The following is a 15891-nucleotide window of genomic DNA, read 5'->3' on the forward strand; positions in this document are numbered from 1 at the left end:
CAATACGCAACTGAACGGTTGCGTATTGGCGCCGGATGTATATCTTAAAGGCAACCAGGAGGTTGCCGATATGACCGATCGCATCGTCAAGCAGGTGGATCTGAAGGCCCCCGTCTCCCGAGTGTGGGAGGCACTGACCGATCACGTGAAGTTCGGGGAATGGTTCCGGGTTCGGCTCGACCAGCCCTTCGTGCCGGGGGCGGACTCCACCGGGCAGATGACCTATCCCGGCTACGAGCACATGCCCTGGTTCGCCACTGTGGAGCGGATGGAGCCGCAGCGCCTGTTCTCCTTCCGCTGGCATCACGCCGACGGGGACGACGGCAGCACGCTGACCGACGAGCCCGCCACCCTGGTCGAATTCCGGTTGGAGCCGCTGCCGGGTGGTGCCGGGGAGGGCACGCGGCTGACCATCACCGAGAGCGGCTTCGAGGCGATCCCCGACCCGCGCCGACTGGAGATCCTGCGCGGCAACACCAGGGGCTGGGAGATGCAGGCGGAGAACCTGAAGGCCTATGTCGATGCCGTCGGCACCTGATCCGGCACCGCGGCGCCCGTCCCAGCCGGACCGGGACCGGGCCGCGCGGGTCTTCGCGGCCTTGGGCGACGGGACCCGGCTGGCCCTGCTGTCCCGCCTCTGCGAGGGCAGCCCCCGGTCGCTGGTGGAACTGACCGAGGGCACCGGCCTGACCCGCCAGGGGGTGGCCAAGCATCTGGGCGTGCTGGAACAGGCGGGCGTGGTCGCCCGCAGCCGCGTCGGCCGCGAAAGCCGCTTTTCCGTGCGCCAGGAAAGCCTGGCCGACGCCCGCCGCTACCTGGACACCGCCTCGCGGCAATGGGACGAGGCGATCGAGCGGCTGAAGGGGTTTGTGGAGGGGTGAGGGCTACACCTGTGTGTCGGCGGATATTTGAAGAGCTATTGAATATGAGCCGAGCGGCCCTCAATCAGTAAAGCGCAGATGTTCCCGTTTTGATCTAGTGGAGATTTGATCGCCTAAAATTCTTGGTTGTGGTTTGATTGCCGCATGCCGGTGGAACTGCCCGAAATCGCAGCAGCTTACAAAGTCATACCCGGAACACCGAAATGGGAGTTCCGTGACGCTGAGCGTCTTACGTTAGTGAGTGCTTTAGATATAGACGGAATTACAATTGAAGGGCTGAGATTTCGATCTACAGCGTTTGTGCGGTTGCCTCAGGAGTGTGTGACCTTCCAGCTGGAGTATCTACCTCCGCGCAGCAACGTCAAAGGTGGCGCGTTTGAGCGGCTGGAATGGCGTCCCTTAAAAGGCCATAATAACAAAGGGATAGGGCCTCCAGAATTGCAGCATTTTCAGCAGCAGGGCACTCACCACCATCTATTCGATGTCAATTGGAGAGCGCAGGCGAAGAGAGTTCGCCGGGGGGAACTGCCAATTTCGATCCCGGTAGATCCTGATCCAGCCTCCTTTGAGGAGGTGCTTGCTTTGGTGGGGGAAAAATTTAGAATCAACAATATACATGTTGTGGTTCCACCGCCGTGGGAGGCGACGCTGCTGTGAATACCGTTGTTGCTCAACGGGATATCGAGCAGTTCAGGAAAATTGTCGAGGATGCGGCAAGCAAGCTCGTCAGCACCCAGCATAGACCTGACAGCTCATACATACAGACGCCACTCCTATACCCGAGTGGCGCCAATGTGGTCGTGCGCGTCGATGGGGGGCCGGAGAGATTTACGATTTCAGACTTCGGTACTGGATACAATGAAGCTGAGTTGATGGGTGGAACGCATATGTTTGCCCGCCATGCTCGATTGATCGCAGAGGCCGCTGGAGTCGGTTTCGACCATCATGCGTTTTTCGTGGTGCATGTGGTACGTGCACAATTACCAGGAGCGATCATAGCTGTTTCAAATTGTAGCCAAGAAGCAGTACACGTCTCTGCGCTTCGCATGGCGGAGAGAAAAACTAAAGATGAAGTTGAGAGGCTATACAATACTCTGGTGGGCGTTTTTAAAAAGGATAACGTGCAAAAGGATGCAGAAGTAATTGGTGCATCAAATACTAAGCATCATGTGAGTACGCTTGTTACTGCCTCAAGGCGTGGCTCTGTTTTTGATTTTGTGGCGAACCATCATAATTCGATAGCCCACGCTTCTATGAAATTCAGCGACATAGCTCGTTTGGAGACACCTCCTGAGCGCGTTGCAGTTGTCCGTAACAAGTCGGAAATGGGAACTTATCTCGAACTGCTTTCGCAGTCGGCAAATGTCATTGATAGAGAAGCATCTACTGCTGCGTATAAGCGATTAGTCGAGGCCGCGTGATAGTTTGTGCTGGTTAGAGCATGTTCAGCAGTATTGGATTTTAGGAAACTCCCTCCCTTGCATTCCCGCCCCCCGGGGCGCTCAAATAGGGGCAGGCCGCGCCAAAAGCGGCCGCAGCAAGATTCCCGCTGGACTGTCACTCCTGACACGACCGCCAAGGATCGGCACCAGATTCCACCGGAGGAAACCGCCATGAACGACATGACCCCCGTGAAGGTCGCCCGCCCCGCCGGTATCAGCGACGCCGAGTGGCAGCTCCGGGTCGAGCTCGCCGCCGCCTACCGCATGGTCGATTATTTCGGCTGGTGCGAGCTGATCTACGGCCACCTCACCGCCAAGGTGCCGGGCCCCGACCTGCATTTCCTCATCAACCCCTACGGCCTGAACTACGACGAGGTCACCGCCTCCAACCTGGTGAAGATCGACGTCGAGGGGAACAAGATCGACACGGACAACCCATACGGGGTGAACCAGGCCGGCTTCGTCATCCATTCCGCCGTCCACATGGCCCATAGCGAGCTGCACCAGGTGGTGATGCACACCCATTCGCGCTCGGGCATGGCGATCGCCGCGGTCAAGGAGGGCGTGCTGCCGATCTCCATGGGCTCCACCGCCTTCGTCGACCGGATCAGCTACCACGACTACGAGGGCGTCAGCCTGTATCTCGACGAGCGAGACCGCATCGTGGAGAGCCTGGGCGACAACCACGCCATGGTGCTGAAGAACCACGGGCTGCTGACCACCGGCCGCACCGTGGCCGAGGCCTTCCTGTGGCTGTACCGGCTGGAGCGCGCGGCCCAGGTGCAGATCGATGCCGGCTCGGCCGGGACCCTGAACATCATCACCGACAACGTCGCCAAGAAGTCCGGCGCCGACGTCAACGGCTTCGCGGAATCCGCCGCCGAATACGGCGCACTGGAATTCGCCGCCCTGATGCGCAAGATGGACAGGATCGACCCCAGCTTCCGCGACTGACCCCGGCCAATCCCGGCCTTGAGCCGGGACGGGGCGGGGCCGGTAGGGGGCGCAACCGGCACAGACGGGAATCATGCAGGCGGACGAGACCGACGAACGGTTCTGGGAGCGCAAACCGCTCTCGGCGATGACCCCGGCCGAGTGGGAGAGCCTGTGCGACGGCTGCGGCAAGTGTTGCCTGGTCAAGCTGCAGGACGCCGATACCGACGAGATCTCCTATACGGACGTCGCCTGCAAGCTGCTGGACTGCGATAGCTGCCGCTGCTCGGACTATCCCAACCGCAAGAAGATCGTGCCGGACTGCGTGGTGCTCAGCGTCAAGCTGGTGAGCCAGCTCAAGTGGATGCCTTCGACCTGCGCCTACCGCCTGCTGAACGAGGGCAGGCCGCTCTACTGGTGGCACCCGCTGGTCAGCGGCGACGCCAACACCGTGCACGAGGCCGGGATCTCCGTGCGCGGCCGGGCGATCTCGGAGACGGTGGTGGACGACGAGGAGCTGCTCGAGCACATCGTCGACTGGCCGGCGTGAGGGGGAACTTTTCTTTTACCGACTTCCTGGACGCTCCGAAGGAGTGATCCAGGACCCTGTGATCGACGCCGGGGACACGGTCCTGGATAGGACCTTCGGCCCTTCCAGGACGTCGGTTGGGGGGAGAAGGTGACCGTCGCAGGACTGGCACCGGGCCCGCGCGATCCCCATATCCCGACCACCTGAACAGCGTATGAGAATGAGGACCCGATGAGCCGAGGCATGTGGATACTGGCGGCGATTCTCGCCGTGCTGGCCATCAGTCAGATCTATATGGCCGAGAGCGGCAAGCTCGACCGGCCCTGGGCGGAGTGCAAGGAGAGCCTGTTCACCCAGGTCTTCTCCAACACCTGCACCCCGCGCGACGGCGGCCTGGGCCCGAGCACCGCCGACGGTCAGGTGGCGCCCGCTCCAGCCCCCGAGCGCGAACAGAGCGGCGGCCGGATCTCGGTCGAGGGCGGCATCGACAAGGTCGACCGCGGCCAGTGATCGGCCGGCGGACCCGCCCCTGACCGGGGCGGGCTGCCGGGCGACGGCTGGCGCTCAGAGTGCGCCGGCCGCCTTCAGCTCGTCGAGGCGGGTGTTGCTCTCCTCGAACAGGCGCACCAGCTTCTCGCTGTCGTAGGGCGCCTCCTTCAGGGTCTCGTCGTCCCACTCGCTGCGGCCCGGCGCGAAGAAATCGCCGCCATAGACATGCAGCGCGCCGGTCAGCTTCGACAGCGGATTGGTGACCGAGTGGATCGCCGTCTCGCCGAGCCAGACCGCTTCCTTCTCGCCCATCTCCTTGCCGCCGAGCTGCTGCAGCCCCTCCGGCGTGCGCCGCCAGAAGGTGTTCAGCTCAGCCCCGGTATAGATGCCGATCGACGCCCACATGTTGTGGTTGTGCGGCATCAGGTGCATCTCCGGTCCCCAGACCAGGTTCAGCACGGTCAGCCGGTCGGAGCGGTGCAGGGTGTTGACCCCGGCCTGCTGCGGCTCGCCCAGCGCCTTCATCAGCGCGCTCGGGTCTTCCACCGCGCGGGCGACGACCTCCTGGGCCGCGCGCTCCGGCGTCTTCTCGTCCAGGGCCGCGTAACACTCCTCGATGAACCGATCGAGATCGAACATTGGTATCCTCCCAAATCTGTTGCCCGGAGTATGCCGCAGCCGCCGGGCCCATGGAATGCGCCGAAGGCGGCTGCGGCGGTTCGTATCACTAGGCGGCGATCTCCACCGGCGCCGGCTCTGAAGTGACGGCGAGGCAGGCGGCGGCCACCTCGCGGCCCTTCAGGCGGAAGTGGTCGAGGAAGAAGGCCTTGTGCTCGGCGCTCTCGTGGAACCGGTGCGGGGTGAGCACGGCCGACAGGACCGGCACGTCGGCCTCCATCTGCGCCTGCATCAGCCCGGAGATCACGCTCTGGGCGACGAAGTCGTGGCGGTAGATGCCGCCGTCGACTACGAAGGCGGCGGCGACGACCGCCTGGTACGTCCCCGACCGCGCCAGCCGCCGGGCCAGCAGCGGGATCTCGAAGGCGCCGGGCACGTCGTAGACGTCGACCGCGAAGCCGCCGGGCCGGTCGCGGCCGAGGCTCTCCAGGAACGAGACCCGGCAGGCATCGACGATCTCGGCATGCCAGCGCGCCTGAATGAAGGCGATCCGGCCGGTCCGGGGGGAGGGGGTGGTGGTGGTTTCGGTGCTCTGATTCATGGCTGTCCTCCTTGGACAAAAGCGGTGAATCAGGACGTACGAACTCGCGGGCGCGGCCCGGCTGTCCCGGTCGCGCTCTCTCCTTCGTTATCTTTCATCCGGACTGTGACCGTCGGCTCCGGGATCGCACCGGATCTGCTGACCCCTCGGATGTTACGCCGAGGGCGCTCGCGGGCTGAGCCCCGGACACGGTCCGGAGCATCACCGCCGGTGGGGACTTCCACCCCGCCCCGATAACGCGCCGCACCACCGGTGCGGCGGCGGGACACTACAGCGGCGGCACGGGGGCGTCGAGAGGGCCGATCTATGCCGGGCGCGGCGGGAAGACGATGGTGACCGTGGTGCCCGCGTCCGGCGCGCTGTCGATACCGAGGGTGCCGCCGTGCAGCTCCATCAGCGACTTGCAGATGGCCAGCCCCAGCCCGACACCTTCGCGCGAGACCATGTGTCCGCTGCCGACCTGGCCGAACCGTTCCAGCGCGCGTTCGACCTCCGGCGCGGTCATGCCGATGCCGGTGTCGCGGATCGTGATCCGCACGCCGCCCTCGTTGGTCGCCTCGGAGGAGACGGCGACCGAGCCGCCGTTCGGCGTGAACTTGATCGCGTTCTCGGCGAGGTTCAGGACGATCTGTTTGATGCGCAGGCTGTCCGCGAAGGCGGGCGGGGTGTCGGGTGCGGCCTCGAAGGTCAGGGCGATGTCCTTCGAGCTGGCCCGCGGCGTCAGCATCGCCGCGCATTCCCGGAACACGTCGCCGACGCCGACATATTGCGGGGCGATGGTGAGCTGGCCCGCCTCGATCCGCGCCACGTCCAGGACCTCGTTGATCAGTTCGAGCAGATGCATGCCGGACTCGTGGACGTAGCGGGCGCATTCCAGATACCGGTCGTCGCCGACGGGGCCGTAGACCCGCTGGCTGATCATCCCGGCAAAGCCGATGATCGAGTTCAGGGGCGTGCGCAGTTCATGGCTCATATTGGCCAGGAAGTCGGTCTTGGAGCGGTTGGCCATCTCGGCTTGAAGCAGCGCGCGGCGAAGTTCCTGGGTGCGGTCGCGGACATTGCGTTCCAAGTCGCGGTTGGCGGCCTCCAGCGCGCTCTTCGCCTCGAGCAGGTCGTGCTGGGCGTGCTTGAGCGCGGTGATGTCGGTCTGCAGGACCAGCAGCCCGCCGTCGCGGGTCGGCTTGGCCCGGATCAGATAGGTGGTGCCGTTGGGGCGGGTCACCTCCTTCACGATCTCCCGGCCGCTGCGCCGTTCGGCCAGGATCTCCTGGATCCGGGACTCCGGGGCGATCTCGGCCTTCACGTCCTTGGTCCGCTGGTTGAGCCGGAGCAGCTCCTCCATCGTGTAGGTCGTGATCTGGTCCTGCGGCGGCACCTCGGGATTCAGCTCGTGGTACCGGTTGTTGGTGAACACCACCCGCTCGTTGGAGTCATAGAGCCAGACGCCGTCCGACGAGGTGTCGAGGGCGGAGCGCAGCATCTCGGACGTCGTGGTGCTGGTGTTCAGGGTGCGGGTGAACCGCAGCAGACCGATGGCGAAAAGCGCCATGCCGGCGGCGACCGGGAGCAGCTCGGCGAGCCCATAGCGGTCCGCGATCAGGGCGTGGCCCGCCTCGGACGCGGCGAACCCGACGAAGCCGGCGGCCATCCAGCGCAGACCGGGGCGGACGCCGGGCGCGTGAGTGCGCGAGATCCAGACCAGCAGGAATGCGATCGAGAGAAACAGGAAGGTCTGAACTGCGTCCGACTGAAAGGATGTCACCGATAATACCCAGGAGTTTCCGGTGTCTGACGGACAGAATAGCGGAACGGCGACTCCGTTAGAACCGGCGGACGGCCCTAAGGTCAAGGAGAGTTGGCCCGACCCGACCTCCGGGGAGCGACGGTCGCGGTGGCGCAACAGGTGTCGCGGCCCGATCGGCGCCCGTCAGCAGGGACCTCGTGTCTGCCCGCGGCTGAGGGGCGGACCGACCCTCCCACGATGAGAGCCGGCGCCTAGGTCTTCCCGCCCCGCCGCATCAGCCGGAAGGCCATCGGCGCCAGGATCACGATGAAGCCGATGCGGAAGATGTGGTGGGTGGCCACGAAGGCGACGTCGCGGCCGAGCGCCAGGGCGATCAGGCTCATCTCCGCCAGCCCGCCCGGGGCATAGGCCAGCACCAGAATGAACCACGGCACGCCGGTGATCCGCTCCAGCGCGAGCCCGAACAGCACGCCCGACACCATCAGGATTATGGTCGAGCCGATGGAAATCGTGACCACCCGCATGATCGTCTTCAGCGGTGTGCCGGCGAAGCGGCAGCCGATGCCGGTGCCCATCACCACCTGGGCGCAGGCGACGAGCAGGCTCGGCGGGCTCGCCTCGGTGACGCCGGCGAGGTGGATGATCCCCGACATCGCCATCGGCCCGACCAGGAAGGCGGCCGGAATGCGCAGCAGCTTGCCGACCACCGCGCCGATTACTGCGCAGCCGGCGAGGATCGCCCAGTCCTCCACCGCCATGTCGAGCCCGCCCCCCGGCGGCAGCAGGGTCGCCGAGGGCGTGTAGTCGGCGAAGATCCGGAACACGAACGGGATCGTCATGACGACGAGCAGAATGCGCGCGGAGTGGGTGAGGGCGATGATCCGGTCGTCGCCGCCCATGGCGCGGCCGACCAGCACCATCTCGTTCAGGCCGCCCGGCGAGGCCGAGAAGTAGGACGTCACCGCGTCGTAGCCGCCGACCTTGCGGAAATACCAGGTGACCAGCGACCCGGCGGTGATCGCGTAGACCAGCAGGCCGCTGATCGTGATCGCCCATTCCCCGGCGCGGTCGATCAGCTCGGGCCGGAAGGCGCTGCCCAGCATGACGCCCAAGACGGCGATCATCGCCGTGCGCAGCCGGTAGTCGATGCGGATATCGGCGCCGGCGACCGAGGCGATGGTGGTGGCGACCATGGCGCCCATCATCCAGGGCAGCGGCAGCTTGAGCCAGGCGAAGAGGAAGCCGCCGGCCGTCCCGATCGCCAGCGCCAGAACCATGGAGCCGCTGCGCTTGCCGGCGGTCATCTTGTCGCCGCCGGGCTTGCCGGGCGTCTCCTCCGGAATCAGGTCGTCGTCCGGGTCCGGGCCGCCGTTCTGCGGGCCGGCGGGTTTCTTGTCGCTCTCAACCATCGACGATCCGTCCCAGGCGGACTGCCGTCTGGCCCGGGGCGGGCGCGCGCGACGGCATGATCAGAATGCAATTGTCATAGGGGGTGACCACCGGCTCGCCGTCGTCATGGGCGATCACGGTGCCGGCCCGCTCGATCTTCTCGGCGCCGAGATAGTCGGCCACGAAGGCGAAGTTCCGGCCCCGCGCGGTGATCGCCTCGGTGACCTGGATGACCTCCTGGGGCGGCGGCGCGGCGCGGTGGGCGGCCGGGACGTCCTGCGGATCCAGCATGCCGGTCGCCACCAGGAACCGGTCGAACGCCTCTCGCGCCACCGGCAGGGTCCCGGCGGCCCAGTGTTGGCCGGCCTCCAGCAGCAGGGCGGCGCGCGGGTCGGACGGATCGTTGAAGACGCCGTAGTCGCGCATCCGCGCCCCGGCGGCGTGGCCGGCATCGGTGACGATGCTGGCCGGGGTGCCGACCTTGCGGGCCAGGGCCACGCCCTTGTCGCAGGACCCGGCCAGCATCAGCGGCGGCACCGGGTTCGCCATGGAGTGGATGTCCAGCAGCATGTCGACCGTGTCGAGCAGCGGGCGGATGGCCCGGGCGCGGGCGAGCTCCACCGAGGAGCGCCGGCCGTCCAGGGTGGAGCGGTCCCAGACCCGGTTCATGTCCTCGTCGACGAAGCGCGACAGGGTCGGATAGGCGGGATCGAAGGATCGATAGGCGGCGACGTTGCAGAAGCCGAGGGTCAGCCGGCCGGCCCGCGGCCGCTTGCCGGAGGCCAGGAACGCGTCGAGCACGATGGCGCCGCACAGCTCGTTGCCATGGGTGATCGCGGTCACCATCACATGCGGGCCGTCCGTGCCCGAGTCGAGGGTGGTGAAGAACGGGATCCGGGTATTGCCGGCCCGCCAGCGCTCGATATCCGGAGCCTGCAGTTCGACCGGCCAGGATCCGGAGGGACCGCTGGCGGTCACGCCGTCACCGGGCGGGCTGGGCCGGGACCGTGCAGTGCGGGAGCGGGGGGAGGGGACATCGAGGCGGTCGGGCTGTGATCGGTGGTTGGCAGGGTCGGCAGGCAGGCGCGGCAGGCGGGGGCGACAGGCGGGGGCGACAGGCTGGGGCGGAGCGCGGGACGGCGTCGGATTCAGGCTATGCCAAGGCCGAGGCGAACACCATAGGACAACCGATTGATCCGCCGCGGCGATCCCGTGGCGGCTGGTTAATTCCGGTCGGTCGGGATTGTCTGCGCGTGTCGTTTCCGCCATGCTCTGGCCTTCGCGCGTGCAACGACACGACGGTGCGTGCCAACCAATCCTATTGCAATGATGGAGGCAGGGATGAGTTTTATTCGTCGGCTGGGTATTACGGCGGTCGCCATGGCGGCCTTGGCCGGCCCGGCGATGGCCGAGGACATTACGATCGGTATCCGAAGTGAGCCGTCGTCCATGGATCCGTATTTCCACAACCTCACCCCGAACAACAGCCTGATCGGGCATGTTTTCGTGCGTCTCGTCGATTTCGACGCGAATCAGCAGCTGTTCCCGAGTGCCGCCGAGTCGTACCGGGCGATCAACGACACCACCTGGGAGTTCAAGCTCCGCCCCGGTGCGAAGTTCCACGACGGCACCGACCTGACGGCGGACGACGTGATCTACTCGTTCGCGCGGGCCGACGGCTACACGGGCGGCAACTCCTCGTTCCGGATCTACACCAAGGGCAAGACCGTCACCAAGGTGGACGACTACACGCTGCACATCAGCACCGAGGGTCCCTACCCGCTGATGCCGAACGACCTGACCAGCGTCATGATCATGTCTTCCGAGGCGAAGGGCACCGCCCCGGCCGACGTCAACATGGGCATCGATGCCAGCGACTTTAACGACGGCACCGCCACCATCGGCAGCGGCCCGTACAAGTTCGTCGAGTGGAAGAAGGGCGACCGCATCGTCCTGGAGAAGTTCGACGGCTATGTCGGTCCGCTCAACCAGACCTGGGACAAGGTGACCTTCAAGTTCATCCCGTCCGAGCCGGCGCGCGTGGCCGCCCTGCTGGCCGGCGACGTGGACATGATCGACAACGTCCCGACCTCCGACATCACGACGCTCGAGAAGAACAAGGACGTCTCCCTGAGCGCCGGCGTGTCGAACCGCATCATCTACCTGCACCTGGACCAGTGGCGCGAGAAGTCGCCCTTCGTCACCGACAAGGACGGCAACCCGCTGGACAAGAACCCGCTGCTCGACCCGCGGGTGCGTAAGGCCATTTCCATGATGATCAACCGCCCGGCCATCGTCGAGCGCGTCATGGAGGGCGTCGCCCTGCCGGCCGGCCAGCTTCTGCCGGACGGTTTCTTCGGCCGCTCGCCGAACCTGAAGCCGGAGAAGTACGACGTCGCCGCCGCCAAGAAGCTGCTGGCGGAAGCGGGCTATCCGGACGGCTTCGGCCTGACGATCCACGGTCCGAACGACCGCTACATCAACGACGCCAAGATCTGCGAAGCGATCGGCCAGTTGCTGTCGGCGGCCGGCATCCCGACCAAGGTCGTGACCATGCCGAAGAACGTGTTCTTCTCGCGTGCCTCCAAGGGTGCGGACGGCGAGCCGGAGTTCAGCTTCGTCCTCGTCGGCTGGGGCTCGGGCACCGGTGAGGCCTCCTCGCCGCTGAAGTCGCTGCTGGCCACCTACGATCAGTCCAAGGGCTGGGGTGCGTCCAACCGCGGCCGTCACTCCGACCCGAAGGTCGACGCCCTGATCAGCCAGGCGCTGACCACGGTCGACGACGAGAAGCGCGGCAAGCTCCTGGCCGAGGCGACCGACATCGCCATCGGTCAGAATCAGGGCATCATCCCGCTGCACTACCAGGTCAACACCTGGGGTACCCGTACCGGCCTGAAGTACACGCCGCGGACGGACGAGCGGACGACCGCCTACGACCTGGTCAAGGCCGAGTAAACCGCGGGGCGCGGCCGGTTGACGCTGGCCGTGCCCTTTCTTTTTTCCGTTTCGCCTTGCTTCCCGCGGGGTCCTGTGCGACCAGCCGCGGGAGAGCCATTATGAGAGGGCGGTGATGACGGTTTTCATCATCAGACGGTTGATGCAGGCGGCCCTGGTCGTTCTGGTTATGTCATTTCTGGTGTTTTCGGGCGTCTTCCTGGTGGGGGATCCGACCGAGATCCTGGTCGCCGAGGACGCCGATCAGGCGGAGCGGGCGGCCATCATCGAGAGCCTCGGCCTCGATAAGCCGTTCCATATCCAGTACCTGCGATTCCTTCAGAACGCCGCCCAGGGCAATATGGGCGAAAGCTTCGTCTTCAACGAGCCGGCGCTGCAGCTCATCCTGGACCGGCTGCCGGCGACCATGGAACTGGCCGTCGCCGCCCTGCTGATCTCCGTCGTCCTCGGCATTCCGCTGGGTGTGATCTCTGGACTGCGGCCGGAGGCGGCTTATTCCAAGGTCATCATGACCGGATCGATCCTGGGCTTCAGCCTGCCGACATTCTGGGTCGGCATCATGATGATCCTGCTGTTCTCGGTGCAGCTCGGCTGGCTGCCGTCCACCGGACGCGGCGACGAGATCCACTACGTGCTCGGCTTCCCCACCTCGCTGCTCACCCTGGACGGCTGGAGCCACGTGCTGCTGCCGGCGGTCAACCTGGCGCTGTTCAAGCTGTCGGCGGTCACCCGCCTGGCCCGCGCCGGTACCCGCGAGGTGGTGCACCAGGACTACGTCAAGTTCGCCCGCGCCAAGGGTCTGACCGACCGCCGGGTGATCTTCGTGCATGTGCTCAAGAACATCCTGATCCCGGTCGTCACCGTGCTCGGCCTCGAGTTCGGCGGCCTGGTCGCCTTCTCGGTGGTGACCGAGACGATCTTCGCGTGGCCCGGCATCGGCAAGCTGCTGATCGACTCGATTGGTCTTCTCGACCGGCCGGTGATCGTCGCCTACCTGATGATCATCGTGCTGCTCTTCGTCTTCCTGAACCTGGCGGTCGACATCTGCTATTCGCTGCTCGATCCGCGGGTCCGCTTGCAGGACATCAAGTCATGACGGCGATCCAAGAAGAAACCGCGGTCGAGGCGACTGTCGGCAAGTCGAAGGACGCGGGCGTCGAAAGCCCGTGGAAGCGGATCCTCTCCGACTATATGGAGAGCCCGGTCGCCGTGATCGGCGCCATCGGGGTGCTTCTGGTGATCTTCATCGCCGTGATCGGGCCGTTCATCGCGCCGACCGATCCTTACGATCTGGCGTCGGTCAGCTTCATGGACAATCTGCTCGCCCCGGGCGAGACAATGGCCAACGGCAAGGTCGCCTGGCTCGGCACCGACGGTGCGGGCCGCGATCTGGTCAGCGCCATGATCTACGGGTTGCGGATCAGCCTGGGGGTCGGCGTCGGGTCCGGCGTGATCGCCCTGATCATCGGCTGCACCATGGGCATGATCGCCGCGTATTTCGGCGGCCGCACCGACATGATCATCATGCGCGTCGTCGACATGCAGCTCTCCTTCCCGGCGATCCTGGTGGCGCTGATCCTGCTCGCCGTGGTCAAGGGCGGGCCGAACGAGCCCGGCTATTTCGCGGTGTTCAAGATCATCGCCGCCCTGGTGGTGGTGCAATGGGCCTACTACGCCCGCACCATCCGCGGCTCGGCCCTGGTCGAGCGGCGCAAGGAATATGTCGAGGCGGCGAACTGCCTGGCGCTGAGCAATTCGCGGGTGGTGTTCCGCCACCTGCTGCCGAACTGCATCGCGCCGATCATCGTGGTCGGCACCATGCAGACGGCGCACGCGATCTCCCTGGAGGCGACGCTGTCGTTCCTCGGCCTCGGCCTGCCGCAGACCGAGCCGTCCCTGGGCAAGCTGATCTCCAACGGGTTCGACTATGTGATGAGCGGCAAGTACTGGATCACCGTGTTTCCGGGGCTGGCGCTGCTGTTCATGATCGTGAGCATCAACCTGGTCGGCGACCGGCTGCGTGACGTGCTCAATCCGCGACTGCAGAAGTAAGAGGGGATCCGGTGGCGAATTCCGACGTTCCGACGCTCGAGGTCCGGAACCTGCAGACCCATTTCTTCACCCGCGCTGGCGAGGTGAAGGCGGTCAACGACGTGTCCTTCACCGTGCGTCCGGGTCAGGTCCTGGGGCTGGTGGGCGAGTCCGGCTCGGGCAAGACCGTGACCGGCTTCTCCATCATGGGCCTGGTGGACGAGCCGGGCCGCATCGTGGGCGGCGAGATCCTGTACAAGGGCGAGAACATCGCGAACGCCTCCGACGAGCGCATGCGCCGTCTGCGGGGCAACAACATCGCGATGATCTTCCAGGACCCGATGATGACCCTGAACCCGGTCCTGCGTGTCGACACGCAGATGATCGAGGCGATCCAGGCGCATGAGAACGTGAGTCGGGCCGAGGCCTGGGAGCGCTCGCGCGCCGCCCTGGAACAGGTCGGCATCCCGGCGGCGGAGGAGCGGCTGCGCTCCTATCCGCACCAGTTCTCCGGCGGCATGCGCCAGCGCGTGGCCATCGCCATCGCCCTGCTGAACAAGCCGGACCTGATCGTCGCCGACGAGCCGACCACCGCCCTCGACGTCACCATCCAGGGCCAGATCCTCTACGAGGTGCAGAAGCTCTGCGAGGAGACCGGCACGGCGATGATCTGGATCACCCACGACCTCTCCGTGGTGGCCGGCCTCGCCGACGAGATCTGCGTGATGTATGCCGGCCGCGTGGTCGAGCACGGCACCGTCAACGACGTGCTGGACCACCCGTCGCATCCCTATACCCACGGCCTGATCAGCTCGGTGCCGAGCCGCAACAAGCGCGGCCAGCCGCTGGCGCAGATCCCCGGCATGACGCCGTCGCTGCTCAACCTGCCCAAGGGCTGCCCGTTCAAGACGCGCTGCCCGCGCGTGGGCCCGGACTGCGACATCGAGCCGGAGATCACCCATCCGGTGCCCGGCCGCGACGTGCGCTGCCATTATCCGGTCGCGGCGGGAGAGGCCGCCGCCGTTTCGACGCCCGAGGTGACCGCATGAGCGCCGCAACCGAACACGACGTCGCCGCAGTACCGGCGGCCGACAAGCCCATCGTCGAACTGCGCCACGTCTCCAAGCGCTTCGTAAAGTCGCTGGATGCCGCCGCCAAGATCGCCAACCTGTTCGGCGCCGGCCTGAAGGACGAGATCGTCCATGCGGTCGACGATGTTTCCCTGACCATCGCCGACGGCGAGGTGGTCGGCCTGGTCGGCGAGTCCGGGTGCGGGAAGTCCACCCTGGGCCGCGTGGTTGCCGGCGTGCATCCCGCGACCGAGGGCGACGTGCTGTTCCGCGGCCGCGAGCTGTCGACCCAGACCTCGGCTGAGGCCCGCGATACCGCCCTGAAGGTCCAGATGATCTTCCAGGATCCGATGAGCTCGCTGAACCCGCGCATGCGGGTCCAGGACATCATCGGCGAGGCGCCGAAGGTGCATGGCCTGGTCGACGCCAAGGGGAGCGAGGAGTACGTCGCCGAGATGCTGCTGCGGGTCGGTCTCGACCCGAGCTACGCCCGGCGCTATCCGCACCAGTTCTCCGGCGGCCAGCGTCAGCGCATCGGCATCGCCCGCGCCCTGGCGGTGAACCCGGACTTCTTGGTCTGCGACGAGTCGGTCGCCGCGCTCGACGTGTCGATCCAGGCCCAGGTGCTGAACCTGTTCATGCGCCTGCGCGAGGAGTTCCACCTCACCTACCTGTTCATCAGCCACGATCTCGGCGTGGTGGAGCACCTGTCGGACCGGGTCGTGATCATGTATCTCGGCCGGGTGGTGGAGACGGCGCGGACCGAAGACATCTTCGCCGACGCCAACCATCCCTACACCCAGGCCCTGTTGGCCGAGGTGCCGCGGCTCGACACCCGCAAGCGCAAGTTCGTGCCGGTGAAGGGCGAGATCCCGTCGCCGCTGAACCCGCCGCCGGGCTGCCACTTCCATCCGCGCTGCCCGCATGCCCATGCGCGCTGCAAGGCGGAGCAGCCGCTGCTCAAGGAGATCGCGCCGGGCCGGTTCTCGGCCTGCCATCTCAACGACGAGGCGTGACCGGACACACGGCCCTTCGACACGGCCCCCGGCGTTGCGCCGGGGTCCTGCTCAGGGCGAGGTCATTTCATCTGTTGCCAATTTTATTTACCTCGTCCTGAGCAGCCCCGCAGGGGCGTGTCGAAGGGCCGCCTCCGTCGACAGGCCGCTGCCTCCCCCGCTCTGCGCACCCCCCGGATTCATTCCGGGCAGA

Annotated in this window: 17 protein-coding genes and 1 riboswitch; of the genes, 12 read left to right on the top strand and 5 right to left on the bottom strand. The window is 65.9% G+C overall.

What is annotated here, in order from left to right; genetic code table 11:
• Positions 1 to 70: 70 nt before the first annotated feature.
• The 7 genes from T8K17_RS14920 to T8K17_RS14950 all read left to right on the top strand — a co-directional run bounded on the left by T8K17_RS14920 (position 71) and on the right by T8K17_RS14950 (position 4295).
• Complete coding sequence (locus tag T8K17_RS14920) at positions 71 to 538, top strand: SRPBCC family protein (protein WP_322330529.1); 468 nt, start codon at positions 71 to 73, stop codon at positions 536 to 538.
• Complete coding sequence (locus T8K17_RS14925; RefSeq protein ID WP_322330530.1) at positions 522 to 881, top strand: metalloregulator ArsR/SmtB family transcription factor; 360 nt, start codon at positions 522 to 524, stop codon at positions 879 to 881. The genes T8K17_RS14920 and T8K17_RS14925 overlap by 17 nt, the downstream gene beginning before the upstream one ends.
• A 144-nt stretch (positions 882 to 1025) precedes the next feature.
• Positions 1026 to 1538: a hypothetical protein gene (locus T8K17_RS14930; RefSeq protein ID WP_322330531.1), complete on the top strand. Its 513-nt coding sequence runs from the start codon at positions 1026 to 1028 to the stop codon at positions 1536 to 1538.
• Positions 1535 to 2302 (top strand): hypothetical protein, encoded by a 768-nt coding sequence (locus T8K17_RS14935; protein ID WP_322330532.1) that lies wholly within the window; start codon positions 1535 to 1537, stop codon positions 2300 to 2302. The genes T8K17_RS14930 and T8K17_RS14935 overlap by 4 nt, the downstream gene beginning before the upstream one ends.
• 192 nt (positions 2303 to 2494) lie before the next feature.
• Positions 2495 to 3277 carry a class II aldolase/adducin family protein gene (locus T8K17_RS14940; protein WP_322330533.1) on the top strand — a complete coding sequence of 261 codons (783 nt, stop codon included), beginning with the start codon at positions 2495 to 2497 and terminating at the stop codon, positions 3275 to 3277.
• 73 nt (positions 3278 to 3350) lie between these two features.
• Positions 3351 to 3806: a YcgN family cysteine cluster protein gene (locus tag T8K17_RS14945; RefSeq protein WP_322330534.1), complete on the top strand. Its 456-nt coding sequence runs from the start codon at positions 3351 to 3353 to the stop codon at positions 3804 to 3806.
• A gap of 210 nt (positions 3807 to 4016) precedes the next feature.
• Positions 4017 to 4295 carry a hypothetical protein gene (locus T8K17_RS14950; protein ID WP_322330535.1) on the top strand — a complete coding sequence of 93 codons (279 nt, stop codon included), beginning with the start codon at positions 4017 to 4019 and terminating at the stop codon, positions 4293 to 4295.
• Between the two features lie 54 nt (positions 4296 to 4349).
• On the opposite strand, the gene T8K17_RS14955 is transcribed toward T8K17_RS14950, so the two are convergent.
• The 5 genes from T8K17_RS14955 to T8K17_RS14975 all read right to left on the bottom strand — a co-directional run bounded on the left by T8K17_RS14955 (position 4350) and on the right by T8K17_RS14975 (position 9604).
• The gene (locus T8K17_RS14955) at positions 4350 to 4913 is read right to left on the bottom strand and encodes a hypothetical protein (RefSeq protein WP_322330536.1); all 564 of its coding nucleotides are present in this window, start codon (positions 4911 to 4913) and stop codon (positions 4350 to 4352) included.
• 88 nt (positions 4914 to 5001) lie between these two features.
• A complete protein-coding gene (locus tag T8K17_RS14960; protein ID WP_322330537.1) occupies positions 5002 to 5493 on the bottom strand; it encodes a 6,7-dimethyl-8-ribityllumazine synthase in 492 nt (163 codons plus the stop codon).
• Between the two features lie 82 nt (positions 5494 to 5575).
• Positions 5576 to 5735, bottom strand: a riboswitch (FMN riboswitch).
• 62 nt (positions 5736 to 5797) lie between these two features.
• Positions 5798 to 7255, bottom strand: coding sequence for an ATP-binding protein (locus T8K17_RS14965; RefSeq protein WP_322330538.1), 1458 nt, complete (start codon positions 7253 to 7255; stop codon positions 5798 to 5800).
• A gap of 233 nt (positions 7256 to 7488) precedes the next feature.
• Positions 7489 to 8646 (bottom strand): AbrB family transcriptional regulator, encoded by a 1158-nt coding sequence (locus T8K17_RS14970; protein WP_322330539.1) that lies wholly within the window; start codon positions 8644 to 8646, stop codon positions 7489 to 7491.
• A complete protein-coding gene (locus T8K17_RS14975) occupies positions 8639 to 9604 on the bottom strand; it encodes a succinylglutamate desuccinylase/aspartoacylase domain-containing protein (protein ID WP_322330540.1) in 966 nt (321 codons plus the stop codon). Before T8K17_RS14975 ends, T8K17_RS14970 begins: the two co-directional genes overlap by 8 nt.
• 363 nt (positions 9605 to 9967) lie before the next feature.
• On the opposite strand from T8K17_RS14975, the gene T8K17_RS14980 reads away from it, so the two are divergent.
• From T8K17_RS14980 to T8K17_RS15000, 5 genes are all read left to right on the top strand, one after another.
• Positions 9968 to 11581, top strand: a complete 1614-nt coding sequence (locus T8K17_RS14980; RefSeq protein WP_322330541.1) for an ABC transporter substrate-binding protein — start codon at positions 9968 to 9970, stop codon at positions 11579 to 11581.
• A gap of 115 nt (positions 11582 to 11696) precedes the next feature.
• On the top strand, positions 11697 to 12677 hold the full coding sequence (locus T8K17_RS14985; protein WP_322330542.1) for an ABC transporter permease: 981 nt from the start codon (positions 11697 to 11699) through the stop codon (positions 12675 to 12677).
• Positions 12674 to 13633, top strand: coding sequence for an ABC transporter permease (locus tag T8K17_RS14990; protein ID WP_322330543.1), 960 nt, complete (start codon positions 12674 to 12676; stop codon positions 13631 to 13633). Before T8K17_RS14985 ends, T8K17_RS14990 begins: the two co-directional genes overlap by 4 nt.
• An 11-nt stretch (positions 13634 to 13644) precedes the next feature.
• Positions 13645 to 14661 carry an ABC transporter ATP-binding protein gene (locus tag T8K17_RS14995; protein WP_322330544.1) on the top strand — a complete coding sequence of 339 codons (1017 nt, stop codon included), beginning with the start codon at positions 13645 to 13647 and terminating at the stop codon, positions 14659 to 14661.
• A complete protein-coding gene (locus T8K17_RS15000; protein ID WP_322330545.1) occupies positions 14658 to 15698 on the top strand; it encodes an oligopeptide/dipeptide ABC transporter ATP-binding protein in 1041 nt (346 codons plus the stop codon). Before T8K17_RS14995 ends, T8K17_RS15000 begins: the two co-directional genes overlap by 4 nt.
• The last annotated feature ends 193 nt before the right edge of the window (positions 15699 to 15891 follow it).

This window comes from Thalassobaculum sp. OXR-137 (assembly GCF_034377285.1).
Classification (GTDB): Bacteria; Pseudomonadota; Alphaproteobacteria; order Thalassobaculales; family Thalassobaculaceae; genus Thalassobaculum.